A 17084-nucleotide genomic window follows, 5' to 3' on the forward strand; every position below is an offset into this window, starting at 1 on the left:
TTTTTCTGAGGTTTTTTGGTCTATGCTTGACTGTAGGTTTCACGACGACTTAGTTTTGCGTCTTCTTTTTTGCTGGTTATCGGCTGTGCTTCCCCTTCTGCCTTCCACACACTTCGGGTAAAGACCATGGAGAGTAGTGCTAGAGCCGTAAAGGCTGCTCCTACGAACCAGTAGGGCATATCTAGCGTCGTTGAGCGGCCAGATAGGTTGACGATGCCACGGAAGAGCATGCCAGCTGTCATAATGGCTACAGCTGAGTTCCAGAGGTTGAAGCTGAGCCGAGAGAGATTAGGGATGACCTTCATAAAGAGCAGGAGGAGGATGCCGCCCGCTAGAGGAATGGCAAAGAGATAGTGCATGTGGCTAGATGTTTCGCCGAAGCTGAATGATTCATAGATTCTGCTGAAAGCAAAGAAGAAAATAGTTAATAGTGCGTAGATAAGGGCTGTTTTTCTAAAACGTTTTTTGCTAGGATTAGTAACCGATGTAGACAATATCACTCACCGACCTTTCTGAGATAGTATTTCCGTTGGTTGTAGGTTTGTTAATGACCTGACCGTTAAAGTAAAGTGTAGAGGAACCCCCGCCGTCGAGGTTGTATGCGGTCTTAACACCATAAGATTTCATGATTTCTGCCATCTGGTAGAGGGAAAGTCCCTTGCTTTCTGAGGTGCGTCCGTCTGAGACGATGATGATGTAGTGGTTTTCGTCAATGATACCGATAGCAGTCCGAGGATTGGAAGACATGGACTGGCCGACTTCGGAGTTGGTATCAACGACAATCTCACCATTTTCTACAAGAGATGGGCCGAAGGCCAAGAGATTGACCACGCCGTCTTTGACCAGTTGATTGGCAGAGACTTGGTCTTCATAGATAATCTTGAAGGAGCCGTCTTTGTAAATAGCCAAATCACCATTGCTGGAGTCTTCTCGGACGGTATCGCGGTAGACGACGCCATTGCGGATGACATAGCCAGTCGTATTGGCTCCATAGTAGTCACCATTGACCGCTAGGATAGCATTGTTGTTGGCGGCCGTTTCTGAGGTCTTGGCGGTGACATTGTTTCCGTAAGTGTTTTGGGCAAAGGCTGTTTTCAGGTATTCTGATGAGCTGACGGTCACATCAGCGATGTAGACCTGGGTGTTGCTGACGGTCTTTTCAGTCAGTGTGACCGAGATGTTGTCGTCTGAATAGCTGGTATCCGTCACTGTCGCTGTTTCCGCAGCCTTGCTGGCAGCCTCGGCATTGGACGACGAACTTGTGCTTGAAACCGTGGAAATGGTCTCTGCGATGACAAAGGTTTTCAGCATAGAGTAGCTGAAGGAAGCTGTCAGAAGCAGCCCGAAAATGGAGGCGTAGGCATAGCGTTTCTTTAAAAATTTCATGATGCGGTGTGTGTCCTTTCTTTAAAAATAAATCTCTTTTGCACCATCCAGGAGACGGTAAAGAGCAAGATGCTGACGATGATTTTGACAATCAGAAGATTAAGACCAAAGACAGCATAGAAGAGGCGAATCAGCAGTGTGTCTAGGATAAAGAGCACTACAGCTAGGCTGAAATAGCCAGTTCCTGTCTTGAGTATACTGTCGTCGTTCTTAAAGACCAGCCTTTTATTGGTCGAATAGTTAAAGATTGAGCTGGTCACGCGGGCAATCCCGTTAGCTAAAAGAATTCTCAGGCTGGTCGGCACAGCAGCTAAAAACAAGAGAGCCAGTGCGTAGACGATGTAGTCCACGATGAAACTGCTGAGAGAAGTCAGGGCAAATTTGAAAATATTTTTATAAATCATGAGTCCATCCCGAATCGGCCGGAAGTGCGAGCCTTGATTGTCATTGATATAGACCGTCTCAATGGGGACTTCCAAAATGGGATATTCCTTGCTGGCTTCTAAGAGCATGTTCATTTCATACTCATAGAGCTGCCCTTCTACCTTTAGCATAAATGGAATCATGTTGGTCGTAAAGCCTCGTAAGCCTGTCTGAGTATCGGAGACACTCACGCCAGTTTGGACTTTGAAGAGAGCCCGAGTCAGACTGTTGCCGAAGCGGCTACGCAGAGGCACCTTTCCAGTAAAGGCGCGTGCTCCCAGAATCAGCCGATTGGGATTTTCAGAAGCCTTGCTCGCTACACGGAAAATATCCCAGACCTTGTGCTGGCCGTCCGCATCTGCTGTTACCACCGTTCCATATATTTTCAGTGCTTGGATAAAGGTAAAAGCAGTTTTCAGCGCGTGCCCCTTGCCTTGATTGACCTGATGACGGAGCACGATCGCGTACTGCTCTGCCTGCTCAAAGACTATCTGGCATTTAGAAGAGCTGCCGTCATCGATAACAATGATATGAAAATCACTCTTATGGTGAATTTTTTTTATCAGCTTAATAAGATTATAATCAGGCTCATAGGCCGGAATCACTAGATAATCCATATCCATACCTCTTTCTTAGATGATTTGTAGAAAGTATACAGACTGCGGCTTAAAAGTTCCTGATATAAGTTAGTTTTAAGAAAATGTTAACATTTCTTTAAGGAAAGAGCATGGGGAAAATAGGATAGAAATGCCGTTGGGGAGAGGATTAGAGATAATTTTGCGAAATGAATGCTAGAGTATGGCAAGGTGGTTATGTAGATATCTCTAAAAATAGGTCATTCCGATTTTTGCAATTGCTTGGTATGTCTTAAATGTAGAATGTTAAAAAATATTCTTGAATACCCCAAAAAAAACGACCCTTATGGTCGTTTTTTTGCATTATTCCACTTCCAATTCTTCTTGGTCGATTTTATGGGCTGTTCGGTAGGCTTGGTAAAAGATAAAGACAGCCAGAGCAGTCATAGCCGGTACAATGATTGGGATATCTGTTTCGATAGCAGTCAGCGGTGAGTTCCAGAAGAAGTGGAGAACGAAGGCTGCTAGGAAGTAGAAGAGCCCCACTCGGAAGTAGTTTTTCTGAGTTTTGGCATAGCGCAGCATGAGAGCTAGACCGAGAGTGGTCAGGGCGGTGTAGAGCCAGTGAGAGGCAATGCCGCCAGTGATACGGCCTAGGATACCAGAGATAGTGAAGGAGAAGCCTTCGGGCAGGTCAGAGAGGATATAAGAGAAGTCCTCGCTAATCTGAAAGCCCATGCCAGCCGTAATCCCCAGCACCAAGAAGGATTTGAGCTTTTTGACGGGGACTAGATAGACAGCGAAGGCAACTGCCAACAGCTTAAGCGGTTCTTCAACCAGCGGAGCTGCGATAGCATTTTCTAGGTCACTGAGCAAGGTGTTTGGGAAGTTGGTGCTGACCCACTCGTGGATATAGGTATTGGCCAAGCCAGAGGTCCAGCCAGAGATGAAAAGGCCGCCTAGCAGAGCTACCCCAAGGCTAAGTGCAGGAGTCTGCCATTTTTTTCCCAGTTGACGAATCAAGAGCAGGGCAGGGACGATATAGAGCAGAGCCAAGAGGGCTGACAGTCCGACAATCCCATAGGAAGTGCCTGACATACTGCCAGTAGTATAGGCTTGTGTCTCGTATTCTAAGCCAATCGCGCTCAGAAGGAGAAAAATGAAAAGAACAATATTTTTCTTCATAAGTAACTTTCTAAAATTTTATTTTCATCCTAGTATAACAAAAAAATCCTAAATAAAACCAATTTAAAAACTGGAAATTAAGAGCTGGTATAATACTTTACTTGCCAAACTGTCTCTTTTTGTTTATATTAGTTCTATAAGGTTTCTTGGAGGCGTTTGCATGTCGAAAAATCTGTTGAGGTTGAAATTGCTGGGAAGTCCGAGTGTCTTTCTCAATCAAGAGGAAGTCTTTTTTCCTTTTGCTAAAATCAATGCTCTGCTTTACTATCTCCACATCAATGGAGCAGTCAATCGGGAGGAGATTGCAGGAATCCTCTGGGAAAACAAGGATAATCAGACCGCCAAAAAGAATCTGCGCAACACCATTTATCAAGCTAACAAGTTACTAGGTGGGGAATGGATTGTCGCTCCCAACCGGACTGTGCTGTCGCTTAATCCCGAGTGTATGATTGAAAGTGATGTAGAACGTTTCACGGACCATCCTGCGGAGCATCTGTCGCTCTATCAGGGTGATTTTCTGCAGGGCTTCTATCTCAAGGACAGCGAGGCTTTTGATTACTGGGTGTCCAAAATGCGGACGCGATATGAGCAGCTTTATATCCAAGCCTGCTACCAGCAGCTGGAAACAGAAAAAGAGCAGCTGGATTTGGAAGAGGCTGAGCGGAATTTGCGCCGCTTGATCAGCATTGATGAGTTTGATGAGAAGAACTATCATTTGCTCATGAAGCTTTATCAGGATAATGATCGGCCTGGCAAGGTGATAGAGACTTATTATAAATTGGTCAATATTTTGGATAAGGAACTGGGAATTAGTCCTACGGAACCTATTCAGCAACTATATCATGAGGTGCTTGCCAAGGACCGGAGCGAGCGCAAGACTAAGCAGTTTCTGCGCAATACAGACCACTTTTTCGGGCGGGTCGATGAAATCAAGCGTTTGGAATCTTATTTTTCAAAAGTGATAGAGACTCAGGAGGCGCGTGCTCTGGTCCTAGTCGGTGGTACTGGTATCGGAAAGCGGACAGTGACTCGTCAAGTACTGGCCAATCAGACCAAGTATTTCCAGATTGTCATGGCTGAGTGCTTCAAGGAAGAGATGAAGACAGAACTCCAGCCTTGGCGTGGCTTGCTGGACGGCCTGGGCGACTTGGTCATTCAGCACCAGATTCTTTCTATCAGCCAGTGGCAGGTCATTTTGGAGAGTTATTTTCCCATTTTGACAGGAGGCACTTCTGGTCGTCAGTTAGATGCGGACAAGCTGGCTCAGTTTGTGGTGGATATTCTGCAGAAGATTTCTAAGAAAAAAGCTTTGATAATCTTAATTGAGGACTGTCACTGGATGGATGAGGCTAGCGTTGCTGTCTTGGAGCAAGTTATGAATCATTTGACTGGCTATCCTGTGGCCTTTGTGCTGACCAAGCATCTGAGCACCCCTTCTTATTTGGAACATTTTTTCAATCACCTGCTGGTACGCAATAAGCTAGGCTTTATTGAGCTGCAGCCGCTGAATTTTAAAGATAGTGTGGCTTACTTGCAAGCCCAGACAGGTCAGTTAGCCATACCTGAAGAACGCCTTGAGGATATTTATCGGGTCAGTCAAGGTATCCCTTTCTTCCTATCGGAATACGCTGAGCAGCTCCTGCGAGGAGAAAAGTTTCATCCGCTGACTTCGGCCATCAAGGCCAAGCTGTCTCTGAAGTTGGATTACCTGAGCAGCCAAGAGGAAGAGTTGGTGGACTATCTGGCTTGCTTTAGGGCTCCTGCCTCGGTTTCTCTCTTAGCCAGACTGCTAGGCCTGCCGATGGAAGAAGTGGTCGAAATCACTGAGGAGTTTGGACAGAAGCAGCTCTTGATGGAAGAGGAGCAGGGCGAGGAATTAGTGGTGCGGTTCAGCCAGGAGCTTCTGAGAATCTATACCTATGAGCGTTTATCGCTTGCCAAGAAGCGAATGCTGCATCACCAGATTGCCCAAGGCATGGAAGACCAGCTGGGAGACTCTCTCTATCATGCCCAGCTGCTCAATGAAATCGCCTATCACTACAAGCTGTCCAAGCAGCCGATTAAGTCTCTGGAGTACGAGCTGCATTATCTTGAGGCTACCTTGCAGTTTCATCATGAGCTCTTTCCGATTTATTCACGGGAGTTTGGCTTTATCGAAAAGTCGGATGATAGCAATCAGTCCGCGGTTTTAGACCAATTTGACCGTATCCGTCGGGAGATAGAGGGCTTAGAGAGAAAACACCAGAATCACAAGGATTTTCAGTTATTGGTTCTCCGCTTTCTCTATCTAGAAGGGCGCTATGCTATCCGGACTGGGAATTACCAGCAGGGGATGGATAATATCCAGCAGGTGATTGCTTCGGCCAAGGAGCTGCAGCAGATGGAGTTTCTCCTAGAAGGCTATCGGCAGATGATTTACTACTGCATCCAGACGGAGAATATCCCTGAGATGCGCTACTATACGGAGCTGGCTCTGGATGCTTCAGTTCAGGCCAACAATCACGAGGCCATTGCTATCAACCTCCGACTCAAGGGGCTCTATCATCTCATGATTGGAGATGAGGAGCAGTCGCTTCACCATCTCTACCAGTCTATTGACTGTTTCAGCCTGACGGCTTCGCTGCGTTCCAAGTACTCGATTCAGATTGCGGCGGCTCTAGACTATTTGGCGGAGATTGAGCAGATTCGCGGGAATTTCACGACAGCTCTGGCTCATCAGAAGGAGGCCATTAAGCTGACGGAAAATAAAACAGCAGAGCCTTCGATTTTTGCTTTCTACATCGGCTTGGGCACGACCTATTATCAGCTGAAAGATTATGAGCAGGCGGAGGAGATTTTCCTCAAGGCGAAAACAGCTCTGAAGTCCCTTAGCTTCCCTTGGAAAGAGACCCAGTTAGAAGTTTACTTGGCCTTGATTGGCTGTGAGAAGAGAGACTACCAGCCGATGCTTGATCTGCTGCGGAAAAAGGATAGTCTCATCAGTCGCTATGGCAATCCGAGGGACAAGGGGCTGATCTACTATCTGATGGCTGTGATTAAGTATGGACTGCTGACCGGAAACTTGCAGGGAGCAGGCTTTGAAGTCTTGCTGGATCAGGACTTTGACACCTACTATGAAACGGCTAAAAGCCAGCTCAATCCCTACCGAGACCGGCACCAGCTAAAGGAATTAGAAAACTTACGCCAAGGCCTATCTCAGGCATTAAACAAAAAATAAAAGAGGATGAAATTTATATTCATCCTTTTTTGATGTTTCTAATGAAGTTTTTAAATGCCTATCAGTCATGGGCTTGTGCCCAGACTTGGGTAAGGTAAAAGACAAAGCTGGCTGCCAGATTAGCTGTATGGTTGTCTATATCGTGAGGTGGAGAGACTTCGACAATGTCAAAGCCGATCAGCTTGCCTGAGGCAGCGATGTGCTGGAAGACCAGAACCGCTAGATTGGGATCCACACCGAGCGACTGAATGGCACTGACACCAGGCGCTGCACCAGCTGCAAAACAGTCGATATCAATGGTCAAATAGACCTGCTCCTTGTCGGCCAAAAAGGCATCGACCACCTTGCAGACTTCCTTGTAACCCATTTGGTACATATCCATTCCAGTCAGGAACTGGATGGCCTTGGATTTTGCCACAAAGTCAAAGAGAAAGAGATTGTTATTATGCTCCTGAATCCCTAGGATAAGGTAGTTAAAGGCCTGCTTCTGAGCCAGAGTGTCATCAAACATCTGGCGAAAACCGGTACCAGAGTTGGGACCAGTCTGGTCATAAGGCCGCAAATCGAAATGGGCATCCATATTGATAACGGCCAAGTCTTGGTCAGGTCCTAGTGATGACTTGAGACCCAGATAGTGGCCGTAGGCTGTTTCGTGGCCCCCTCCCAGAACGATAGGCCGGAGATTAAGCTCTCGCAGGCGTTTGACTGCCTGAGCCAAGCTTTGCTGCAGCTGCTCCAGAGAGCGGTTAGGACCGTCAATATCGCCAACATCAAAGACGCGGACGTTTCTGCCAAGATGCCAAGGAAGCTTGGCCAGCTGAGTTCGGATAGCTTGTGGTCCTTCGACAGCCCCCACTCGGCCGTGGTTGATATAAACCCCTTTGTCACTCTTGAAGCCAATCAAGGCAAAGTTGACCCCGTCAAAGGGTTTTAAGTGGGGATCATTTAAGTCTAAAAACTCAATAACCATACCCCATTTGGCAGCATATAAATCATCGTCTAGTCTCTTATGATAGTAGCTGTTATCTAGCTGATAGTAATCTTCTAACATGATTTTGTCCTTTTCCATAACGATACTTGCGACTTTATTATAAGAGTTTCCACCAAGCCTGTCAATGACTTTTGGCGGGAAAAGAAGCCCAGCTGCATGAGAGCGGGCTTCTTATGTTAGTTTTTTACAGAGCCACCAGCTTTAGAACTGAATGCTCAAGTCCACAGCCTTTTCAACGGCTGCTAGGAATTTTTCGTTTTCAATCAGCTCAGAAGCCTTGTTGAGTTCCTCATAGATTTCGATATCCTTGTCAAACTCGATAAAGCGGACATGCTGACGGAAGAGGTCGTAGGCCGGCTTGGTTCCTTTACCAAGTTCATGGTTTTCTGGTTTCAGATCCAGAGCTTGGCAGGCTGCCATGATTTCTGTTGCCACGATGCGGCGAGAATTCTTGAGAATTTCAGCTGCCTTGCGTGCTGCGGTTGTTCCCATGCTGACAAAGTCTTCTTGGTTTTCACAAGATGGGATAGAGTCTACGCTGGCTGGATGAGATAGAACCTTGTTTTCAGAAGCGAGCGAAGCACAAGCATACTGGGTAATCATAAAGCCAGAGTTGAGGCCAGGGTGTTTGACCAAGAAGGATGGGAGCTTGCTCAGTTGGCTGTTGACCAGACGTTCTACACGACGCTCGGATACATTACCGATTTCAGAAATAGCGATGCCGAGAAAATCGAATGGCTGAGCCATTGGTTCACCGTGGAAGTTACCGCCTGAGATAACATGGCCTTCCTTGGTGATGATAGGGTTGTCTGTAACAGAGTTGATTTCAATCTCAACCTTGGTCTTGACATAAGCGATAGAGTCCTTGCTGGCACCATGAATCTGCGGAATACAACGCAGGGTATATGGGTCTTGGACCCGCTGTTGAGTGGCTACGGTTGTGTTGCCACTGCCTTCTAGAAGGTTGCGGATATTGCGGGCTGTAGCCAGCTGTCCGCTTTGAGGTCGAATGGTATGCAAGTCTTCTTCGAAAGGACTGGTAATACCATTGTGGACTTCCATGGAAAGAGCGCCAGCGACATCTGACAGTTTAAGCAGCTGGATGGCATCGTAGGTAGCCAGAGCTCCGATACCTGTCAGGACAGTCGTTCCGTTAATCAGCGCCAGCCCTTCCTTGGCTGCTAGAGCAATTTTCTCGATACCAGCCTTGGCCAAAGCTTCTTGTCCAGAGAGCAATTGGCCTTGATAGTAAGCACGGCCCAGTCCTAGCATAGGCAGAACCATGTGAGCCAGTGGTGCCAAGTCACCAGAAGCTCCCAAAGAGCCTTTTTCTGGAATGTAAGGGACAACGCCTTTATTGAGCAATTCCAGGAGCTTTTCGACAGTAGAGAGACGAATACCAGAATAACCTTTGACCAAGGAATTAATCCGGATTAGCATAATCGCACGGACTGCATCTTCAGGCAGGGGATCACCGTAGCCTGAGGAGTGCGTCCGAATTAGGTTTTCTTGCAGTTGAGTCGTATCTTCTGGTGAGATGCTGACATTGCAGAGAGAGCCGAATCCGGTTGTAACACCGTATACGACCCGCTTTTCGCGGACGATGTCATCCACGATTTTGCGGGAAGCTTCTACAGCTTTCTTAGCTTCTTGGTCGATTTCGCAAATGGCTCCATGACGAGCTACTGCGATGACGTCTTCTAAAGTAAGGTGTTCGCCATCCAAATTGATTACATGTGTCATAAGATTCATTCTCCTTCTTGTTCAAGAACTTTATTTTTACAAATCAGTACTATATAGATAAAGTATACTGCACTGGCGATAAGGACACCGATGAGGCCGTAGACATAGTTCATTGGGTTTTCACCCCAAATCATGACGAGGCTGACTAGAACCGCCAAAATTGGAATTACTGGACCAAATGGAACGCGGAAAACTACTTTCTTGTCTGGATATTTCTTTCTTAATACTAGTACAGCTAGAGCAGTTGGGATGTATTGGAAGAAGCGGAAGACCACGCTGAGAGCTGCTAATTCTTCAAATTTACCAGAGAAGAGCAGGACGATGGCCAGGATTCCTGAAATAATAATGGCAACTATAGGGGCATTTTTAGAGTTGGTTTCTGCAATTTTCTTAGGAAGCAGACCTTCATTTGCGATAGCTGCACCATAACGTGGAACCATGATAGATTCCCCGATGTTAAGTCCAGCAATAGAAATCAGCGCTCCGATAGAAACAATCCATGCTCCAACAGGGCCAATCATCTCTACAAAGGCGTCTTGTACAGAGGCATCTGTTTGCAGGATACGGCTGCCTAACATGGCGATAGTTCCTGCGATAATCAGCATATAGAGAACAGAGACAATACTGATAGAGCCCAAAATAGCCCGAGGTACATTCTTTTCCGGATTGCGCATTTCACCAGCAACGATAGACATGGTTTCAAATCCGATAAATCCGTAGAAGATATAAATGGCTGTACTAGAGATAGCTTTCATGATATCTACGCCAGGTTCTAGCTGAAGAAACGGAGTGAAGTTTCCTTTGTCAATTCCTCCTTTGATGAAGAAAATCGCACATAGACTGAAAGCGACAATTGGGATGAGCTTGGCTACGGTTGCGGTCAAGGTGAACATTTTGGAAGTCTTAAGACCTGATATATTCATTAGACTGAGCAAAATAATCAGGCTCACACTGAGCAGAAGTTCATAGGGGGCAAAGGATTTAAAAGTAATGACAAAAAGTCTCGCAAATCCTGCAGCCATAGCAGACCAAGCGATGATGGTAACTGCCCAGCCTAGGAAGCCAACATTAAATCCGACAAAGTCTCCAAAGGCTGCTTTAGAATATTGGAAGGCTCCGCCATTTTTATTAAAATAACCAGCAGTTTCTGCCAAGCAGACGGCTAGGAGAATAACGAGAAGGGCAGTTCCAAGCATGACAGCTAGAGAGGCAGGACCAAGTCCTTTATAAATCTTTTGCGGTAGGAGGAAAATCCCTGATCCGATAACGGCATTGATACCGTAGAGGGTTGCACCGGAAAAGCTGAATTTCGCTTTTTCCTGTTCTTGTTCTTGTGCAGTGAGTTTAGTTGCATCCATAATAATGTTTCTCCTTTAGAGATATGGGATCCTTTCCAAGTAAAGATAGAATGGTGACAAGACATCATGGTATCTTTACTTAGTAGGGATGTGGGTCAAACCAGCCCATATAGCAAGGGGAGCACCCTTTGGCTGGTTACTCGAAAACATTATATGCAGCTCAGTTTCCTGAGTCTCTTTTTCCACTATCAGAAGCTGCTCTGCCTCTAGGTTAAGCACTGGCAGGTTTGTTACCGTCACCGTCAGATCCTCTAAGGCATAGATAAATTGAATTTCGTCATCTCGGCTAAGCTCTTGCCCATTCGAGATGGCAATCATCTGTCCCTGATAATGGTCGCTGTAGATTAAGTTAAAGTCGGTACAAGTCCCCCGACTTGTGATAGAATCACTCCCTTCAAAGACATAGGGAGTAAAGGGAGCTAGAACCGTTTCCTCCTGCCGGCTGGCATTGTGGAGATGAAGTGTGTGGTCCAGGCTCATGAGAATACGGTGAAAGCCGCTGAGGTCAGAAAACTGACTTTCAGCCAACTCCACAGTCGCTGTTGAGAGTCGATAGTCAAAGTCACGCTTGCTATAGTGGCCAGTTGGCGGGGAAAGATAAAGCTGTTTTGTCTTTCCCCCCGACCAATCGGAAACTTGAAAATCATTTACTCTTAAAAGGGTTACATTTGTCATTTTTGGTATTTATTAGAACAAACCGCTGATATTGCCATCTTTGTCAACATCAATCTTTTCGCTGGCTGGTACTTTAGGCAGCCCTGGCATGGTCATGATTGCACCCGTCAGAGCAACGATAAAACCTGCACCAGCAGAAACTTTGAGCTGGCTGATTGTCACAACAAAGTCTTTAGGTGCGCCCAGTTTTTTAGCATCGTCTGAGAAGGAGTACTGAGTCTTGGCCATACAGATAGGATAGTTGGAGAAGCCCAGTTCTTCCAGTTGTTTGAGCTCGCGTTTAGCAGCAGGAGTCAGGCGAACACCCTTGCCTCCATAAACCTTAGTAACAATTTTGTTCAGCTTGGTCTCAATGGAGTCCTCTTCATTATATACAAATTGGAAGTGATTGTCTCCTTCGGCCAGTTCCACGACTTTTTCAGCCAACTCTTTACCACCAGCTCCGCCATTTGCCCAGACATCAGAAATCACGACGTCAACTCCGCGTTTTTGGCAGGCGTCATAAACTGCTTGCAATTCTGCTTCGGTATCCAGCGGGAATTTATTGATGGCAACGACTGCTGGCAGGCCATAAACATCTTGAATGTTTTCCAGATGTTTTTCCAAGTTTGGCAGTCCATCTACAACGGCTTGGACATTTTCTTCAGCTAGATCGCTCTTAGCCACACCACCGTGCATCTTGAGAGCGCGGATGGTAGCAACTAGAACTACAGCTGCTGGACGAAGTCCAGATGTACGACACTTGATATCAATGAATTTTTCAGCACCGAGGTCAGCACCGAAACCAGCTTCTGTAACTGCATAGTCGGCATATTTGAGAGCCAGCTTGGTAGCTAGGACACTGTTACAGCCATGGGCAATGTTGGCAAAAGGTCCACCGTGAATCAAGGCTGGCGTGTGTTCCAGAGTTTGAACCAAGTTTGGATGGATAGCGTCTTTGAGCACAGCAGCCATAGCGCCACCAGCTTTCAAATCCTTAGCAGTTATTGGCTTACCTTCAAAGCTGTAGCCGATGATGATTTTTTCCAAACGGTTCTTGAGGTCAGTGATATTTTCTGACAGACAGAGAATAGCCATAACCTCAGAAGCAACTGTAATGTCAAAACCATCTTCACGTGGAACACCGTTGACCTTGCCCTGCAAGCCATCTACAATGTGGCGCAGTTGCCGGTCATTCATATCCACTGCCCGCTTCCAAGTGATGCGGCGAGAGTCGATGCCTAAGGCATTGCCATGGTGAATGTGGTTATCAATGAGGGCCGCCAGCAGGTTGTTGGCAACACCGATGGCATGAAAGTCACCAGTGAAGTGGAGGTTGATGTCCTCCATGGGCACAACTTGAGCGTGACCACCGCCAGCAGCTCCGCCTTTGATACCAAAGACAGGTCCGAGTGAAGGCTCCCGCAGAGCGATAACGGCTTTTTTACCGATAGCAGCCAGAGCATCGACCAATCCGACAGAAGTCGTGGTCTTGCCTTCTCCAGCTGGTGTCGGAGAAATAGCGGTCACGAGAATCAGTTTGCCGTCTGGCTTGTCTTTTAAGGCTTCCAGTTGGCCAGCACTGATTTTTGCCTTGTAATTTCCATAAAGAGACAAGGCATCTTCAGCAATTCCTAGCTTTTCTGCCACCTCTTTGATAGGCTTCATTTGAACCGAATTCGCAATTTCAATATCTGATAAAACCATATTGTTACCTCTTGAGAAGAGGAAGTCCATTCACAGGAAAGAGCGGACTTCTCTTCCGTTTATCTATTAGACAACTTTCAAAATTTCTTGATAAATTTCATCGGCTAGAGCGCAGCCTTTTTGCAGTAGCTCTTCACCCTTTTTGCGGTAATCAGCGACAAATGCTTCATCCTTGACACCTGACAGGTTGATGAGGACATTGAGCCAAGCTCCTTGCAGACCAGCCTTAAGATTGAGAGCTGCTACTCCCAAGTCGCTGGCAGCATTGGTATTGGACTTGCCGACAGCCTTTTGAGTTGTTTGCAGGGAAGCCAAGATGTCTTCCATCATGCTATAAGGGGACTTGGTCGCTTCCTTGAGGGCTTGTTGCATCGCTTCTCGACGGGCAGCCTTGTCTTCGTCTGTTTCCTTAGGCATATCAAAGACGGCGGAGACTAGATTGAAGGCTTCAGTGTCCTTGTCAATAGCTGCGAGCAGACTTTCTTGGAGGCGAGCACTTTCTGTGTGCACTTGAGCAATTTCTGCTTCAAATTCTGCGTATTTTTTCTTGCCAAGGGTCAATTCACAGACCATCTTAGTCAGGGAAATACCGTTCGCTGCGGAAAGAGCAGCGGCAGAGCCGCCTCCTGGTGCAGGAGCATCTGAGCCTAGGACTTGGGCAAAGTCTGTCAAACTTAAATCTACTAATTTCATAGTTTTCTGTCCTCCTAGCCCAGCAAATGGTTTTCCAGAACTTGCTTGCCGTAGTCAAAGTCTTCGATTTGCAGATAGTATTCTGCTGCGTCAATCAAAGCCTTGGCTGGTGCCAAACCGATGACTTCTGAGCCGAGGATTCCAACTCCGTAACGCTTGGCTTCAAAGCGAACAGTTTCAAAGACGCGATAGAGTGGGAATTTTTCCAGATTGACCATGTTGATAGAAACCTGAGCAATGTTGCGGTCTTCCAGCATAACACCGATCGCTTTACAGTATTTGTAGCCACCGCTTGAACCACGGATGATTTTGGCAATGTTGTTGGCAATTTCCAGATTGTCTGTATCCAAGTTGATATTGTAGGCGATGAGCGGCATTCTAGCTCCGACAGCAGTGACACCAGCAGTTGGGTGAATCTTTCTTTCACCATAGTCTGGAGCCCAGTCAGGTTCCAAGAGTTTTTCAGGCATGCCTTCAAACTGTCCTTTACGAACCTTAGCCAAGTTCTTACGCTCAGGACGAGTCGCTGCATCTTCATAGAGGAAGATAGGAATACCGAGCTCACGATTGATCCGCTCAGATACGGTCTTCGCAATTTCTACGCATTCCTCACTTGTGATGTCCTTGATCGGTACAAAAGGCAGGACATCAGTTGCGCCCATACGAGGGTGTTCACCCTGGTGCTTGGTCAAGTCAATATTTTCAGAAGCGTATTTAACCAAACGGAAGGCAACTTCCTGAATGTTTTGGTCATCACCGACCAAGGTAAAGACGCTGCGATTGTGGCTGGCATCAGAAGAGTGGTCCAAAAGTGTTACGCCTGGCACGCTCTTAGCTGTTTCCACTAGACCGTCAATGACCGCTTGGTTGCGGCCTTCAGAAAAGTTAGGAATACATTCAACAATTTTTGCCATAAGATATTACCTCGTGATATCAATAATTTTAATTTATAATATGAACTTAATAAAGCAGAATCTCCTCCTGAGCTAGGTTGATACCCAGCTCAGGTCGGAAGTTGGGGGACAAGTTTTCCTATTCGAACAATTTCTTAACAGATTCTTTGACCAAATCTTCGTCAGTTAAGTATGGAATGGTAATGTGGTCTGTTCCTTGGTGGAGGCGGTTGTACTCGATAGCAGTTTCGATGGCATGCTCATTACGTGCCCAGTTACGACGAGCGACTCCTCCGATTGTATCCCAAGCGATAGCAGATTTGATGATTTCATCAATGCGTTCGCTACCGTCCAGTACCAAGCCAAAGCCACCGTTGATTGCTTTACCGATACCAGTTCCGCCACCGTTGTGGAGAGCTACCAGACTCATACCACGAGCTGCGTTACCAGCGTAACATTGCACGGCCATGTCGCAAGTAACGTTAGATCCATCTTTAATATTAGAAGTTTCACGGAATGGAGAGTCAGTACCAGATACGTCGTGGTGGTCACGACCAATCATGACAGGACCAATCTTGCCTTCGCGTACTAATTCATTGAACTTGAGGGCGATATTGACACGACCCATACAGTCTTGGTAGAGAATCCGAGCCTGAGTTCCAACAACCAACTGGTTCTTTTCTGCATCGCGAATCCAGTTGTAGTTGTCGCGGTCTTGGTAGCGGCGGTTAGGGTCGATCACTTCCATAGCTGCATGGTCAGTAGCGACTAGGTCTTCGTGCTTACCGCTCAGACATACCCAACGGAAAGGACCATAACCATAGTCAAAGAGCATTGGGCCCATGATATCTTCTACATAAGATGGCCAGATGAAGCCGTCTTTGTCATCAAAGCCATTCTTAGAAATTTCCTTGATGCCAGAGTCATAGACTGCCTTCATAAAGGCATTACCGTAGTCAAAGAAGTAGGTGCCGTTGCTAGTCAAGGTCTTGATAGCCTTGAAGTGACGTTCCAATGTTTGGTCAACCAAATTAGCAAAGGTTTCCTTGTCTTCAGCCAGGAGGCGAGTCCGCTCTTCAAAGCTGATACCAGCTGGACAGTAGCCGCCGTCATAGACATTGTGGCAAGAAGTTTGGTCAGACAGTAGGTCTACATGGATATTGTTCTCGTTGACATATTCTAAGAGATCTACGATGTTACCATGATAGGCAATAGAAGTTGATTCGCCAGCTTCCAGAGCTTTTTGAGCCAAGTCGATAGCTTCCTTCGGACTTTCAGCCAATTGGCTAATCCAGCCTTGGGAGTGACGAGTTTCAATCCGAGATTGGTCTACTTCAGCTACGATTGCCACAGCTTTAGCAATTTCAGCTGCTTTCCCTTGAGCTCCACTCATGCCGCCCAGACCAGAAGAAATGAAGAGTTTACCAGTTAGGTCACCGTCGTCAGCCACACCCAGCTTCAAACGTCCAGCATTGAGGAGGGTGTTGAAAGTGCCATGGACGATGCCTTGAGGGCCGATGTACATCCAGCCGCCGGCTGTCATTTGACCATAGTTGGTCACGCCCATTTCTTCTGCAATTTCCCAGTCCTTCATATTGTCATATTCACCAACCAAGAGGCCATTGGTGATGATAACGCGAGGTGCTTCTGGTTTGGACTTGAAAAGTCCGAGCGGGTGGCCAGATTCCACGACCAAGGTTTGATGGTCGGTCATGATTTCCAAATATTTCTTGATCAGATTGTACTGCATCCAGTTAGCGCAGACAGATCCAGTTTCCCCATAAGTAACCAATTCATAAGGATAAAGGGCGATTTCAAAGCTCAGGTTGTTGTCAATCATGACCTGCATAGCTTTGGCTGCAGTACAGTTCCCTTTGTACTCGTCAATTGGTTTGCCGTAGATGCGTTCTTTTGGACGCCAGCGGTAGCCATAAATCCGTCCGCGAGTTTTCAGTTCTTCCAAGAATTCTGGAATCACTTCCTCATGGAATCTCTTCGGAATATAGCGAAGGGCATTTTTTAGAGCAATTTCGGTTTGAGCTTGAGTCAAACGGAAGCCACGGTCAGGTGCTCGACGGATGCCTTCTTGGAAAACTGTTTTTTCAGGCAGTACATCGTCTAATTTGACGGTCATTGCTGCTGCAATTTCATTTTCGCTAAAGTATGACATGAAAAATCCTCCTTTTAGTCAAGTGTAAAATATCTTTCTCCTACATTTTATAAGACTCCCGTCCATAAAGAGTCAAGAAAATGACAAAA

General features: G+C 46.5%; 13 protein-coding genes. 1 reads left to right on the top strand and 12 read right to left on the bottom strand.

Annotation, left to right across the window (positions count from 1 at the left end; translation table 11 throughout):
- Nucleotides 1-20: 20 nt before the first annotated feature.
- From RWX26_RS04320 to RWX26_RS04335, 4 genes are all read right to left on the bottom strand, one after another.
- Complete coding sequence (locus RWX26_RS04320; protein WP_314579545.1) at nt 21-494, bottom strand: hypothetical protein; 474 nt, start codon at nt 492-494, stop codon at nt 21-23.
- Nucleotides 475-1386: a phosphodiester glycosidase family protein gene (locus RWX26_RS04325; RefSeq protein ID WP_314579548.1), complete on the bottom strand. Its 912-nt coding sequence runs from the start codon at nt 1384-1386 to the stop codon at nt 475-477. Before RWX26_RS04325 ends, RWX26_RS04320 begins: the two co-directional genes overlap by 20 nt.
- The gene (locus RWX26_RS04330; RefSeq protein ID WP_314579550.1) at nt 1383-2432 is read right to left on the bottom strand and encodes a bifunctional glycosyltransferase family 2/GtrA family protein; all 1050 of its coding nucleotides are present in this window, start codon (nt 2430-2432) and stop codon (nt 1383-1385) included. Before RWX26_RS04330 ends, RWX26_RS04325 begins: the two co-directional genes overlap by 4 nt.
- Nucleotides 2433-2747: 315 nt before the next feature.
- Nucleotides 2748-3569: a PrsW family glutamic-type intramembrane protease gene (locus RWX26_RS04335; RefSeq protein ID WP_314579553.1), complete on the bottom strand. Its 822-nt coding sequence runs from the start codon at nt 3567-3569 to the stop codon at nt 2748-2750.
- Nucleotides 3570-3729: 160 nt separating this feature from the next.
- Between RWX26_RS04335 and RWX26_RS04340 the strand changes: the two genes are divergently transcribed.
- Nucleotides 3730-6786: an AAA family ATPase gene (locus tag RWX26_RS04340; protein ID WP_314579555.1), complete on the top strand. Its 3057-nt coding sequence runs from the start codon at nt 3730-3732 to the stop codon at nt 6784-6786.
- Nucleotides 6787-6847: 61 nt separating this feature from the next.
- Here RWX26_RS04340 and hutG read toward each other — a convergent pair whose 3' ends face one another.
- The 8 genes from hutG to RWX26_RS04380 all read right to left on the bottom strand — a co-directional run bounded on the left by hutG (nt 6848) and on the right by RWX26_RS04380 (nt 16995).
- A complete protein-coding gene (gene hutG, locus RWX26_RS04345) occupies nt 6848-7837 on the bottom strand; it encodes a formimidoylglutamase (protein ID WP_314579557.1) in 990 nt (329 codons plus the stop codon).
- A 141-nt stretch (nt 7838-7978) separates the two neighbouring features.
- Nucleotides 7979-9520 (bottom strand): histidine ammonia-lyase, encoded by a 1542-nt coding sequence (hutH, locus tag RWX26_RS04350; RefSeq protein WP_032911396.1) that lies wholly within the window; start codon nt 9518-9520, stop codon nt 7979-7981.
- Between the two features lie 5 nt (nt 9521-9525).
- A complete protein-coding gene (locus RWX26_RS04355) occupies nt 9526-10878 on the bottom strand; it encodes an APC family permease (RefSeq protein WP_002898305.1) in 1353 nt (450 codons plus the stop codon).
- A 75-nt stretch (nt 10879-10953) separates the two neighbouring features.
- Nucleotides 10954-11553, bottom strand: coding sequence for a HutD family protein (locus RWX26_RS04360; RefSeq protein WP_002896503.1), 600 nt, complete (start codon nt 11551-11553; stop codon nt 10954-10956).
- 12 nt (nt 11554-11565) lie between these two features.
- A complete protein-coding gene (locus RWX26_RS04365) occupies nt 11566-13239 on the bottom strand; it encodes a formate--tetrahydrofolate ligase (RefSeq protein WP_314579565.1) in 1674 nt (557 codons plus the stop codon).
- Nucleotides 13240-13305: 66 nt separating this feature from the next.
- Nucleotides 13306-13932: a cyclodeaminase/cyclohydrolase family protein gene (locus RWX26_RS04370; RefSeq protein WP_314579568.1), complete on the bottom strand. Its 627-nt coding sequence runs from the start codon at nt 13930-13932 to the stop codon at nt 13306-13308.
- Nucleotides 13933-13946: 14 nt separating this feature from the next.
- Nucleotides 13947-14846: a glutamate formimidoyltransferase gene (ftcD, locus tag RWX26_RS04375; protein WP_002907222.1), complete on the bottom strand. Its 900-nt coding sequence runs from the start codon at nt 14844-14846 to the stop codon at nt 13947-13949.
- Nucleotides 14847-14964: 118 nt separating this feature from the next.
- Nucleotides 14965-16995, bottom strand: a complete 2031-nt coding sequence (locus tag RWX26_RS04380; RefSeq protein ID WP_125438411.1) for a urocanate hydratase — start codon at nt 16993-16995, stop codon at nt 14965-14967.
- Nucleotides 16996-17084: the final 89 nt, after the last annotated feature.

Origin of the sequence: uncultured Streptococcus sp., assembly GCF_963536705.1 — a bacterium.
In the GTDB taxonomy this organism is placed as follows: Bacteria; Bacillota; Bacilli; order Lactobacillales; family Streptococcaceae; genus Streptococcus.

Coding starts and splice junctions, on each gene's coding strand:
- hutH (WP_032911396.1), bottom strand. CDS start 9,520: ATGACACATGTAATCAATTTGGATGGCGAACACCTTACTTTAGAAGAC.
- RWX26_RS04340 (WP_314579555.1), top strand. CDS start 3,730: ATGTCGAAAAATCTGTTGAGGTTGAAATTGCTGGGAAGTCCGAGTGTC.
- RWX26_RS04370 (WP_314579568.1), bottom strand. CDS start 13,932: ATGAAATTAGTAGATTTAAGTTTGACAGACTTTGCCCAAGTCCTAGGC.
- hutG (WP_314579557.1), bottom strand. CDS start 7,837: ATGTTAGAAGATTACTATCAGCTAGATAACAGCTACTATCATAAGAGA.
- ftcD (WP_002907222.1), bottom strand. CDS start 14,846: ATGGCAAAAATTGTTGAATGTATTCCTAACTTTTCTGAAGGCCGCAAC.
- RWX26_RS04325 (WP_314579548.1), bottom strand. CDS start 1,386: ATGAAATTTTTAAAGAAACGCTATGCCTACGCCTCCATTTTCGGGCTG.
- RWX26_RS04335 (WP_314579553.1), bottom strand. CDS start 3,569: ATGAAGAAAAATATTGTTCTTTTCATTTTTCTCCTTCTGAGCGCGATT.
- RWX26_RS04365 (WP_314579565.1), bottom strand. CDS start 13,239: ATGGTTTTATCAGATATTGAAATTGCGAATTCGGTTCAAATGAAGCCT.
- RWX26_RS04330 (WP_314579550.1), bottom strand. CDS start 2,432: ATGGATATGGATTATCTAGTGATTCCGGCCTATGAGCCTGATTATAAT.
- RWX26_RS04380 (WP_125438411.1), bottom strand. CDS start 16,995: ATGTCATACTTTAGCGAAAATGAAATTGCAGCAGCAATGACCGTCAAA.
- RWX26_RS04360 (WP_002896503.1), bottom strand. CDS start 11,553: ATGACAAATGTAACCCTTTTAAGAGTAAATGATTTTCAAGTTTCCGAT.
- RWX26_RS04355 (WP_002898305.1), bottom strand. CDS start 10,878: ATGGATGCAACTAAACTCACTGCACAAGAACAAGAACAGGAAAAAGCG.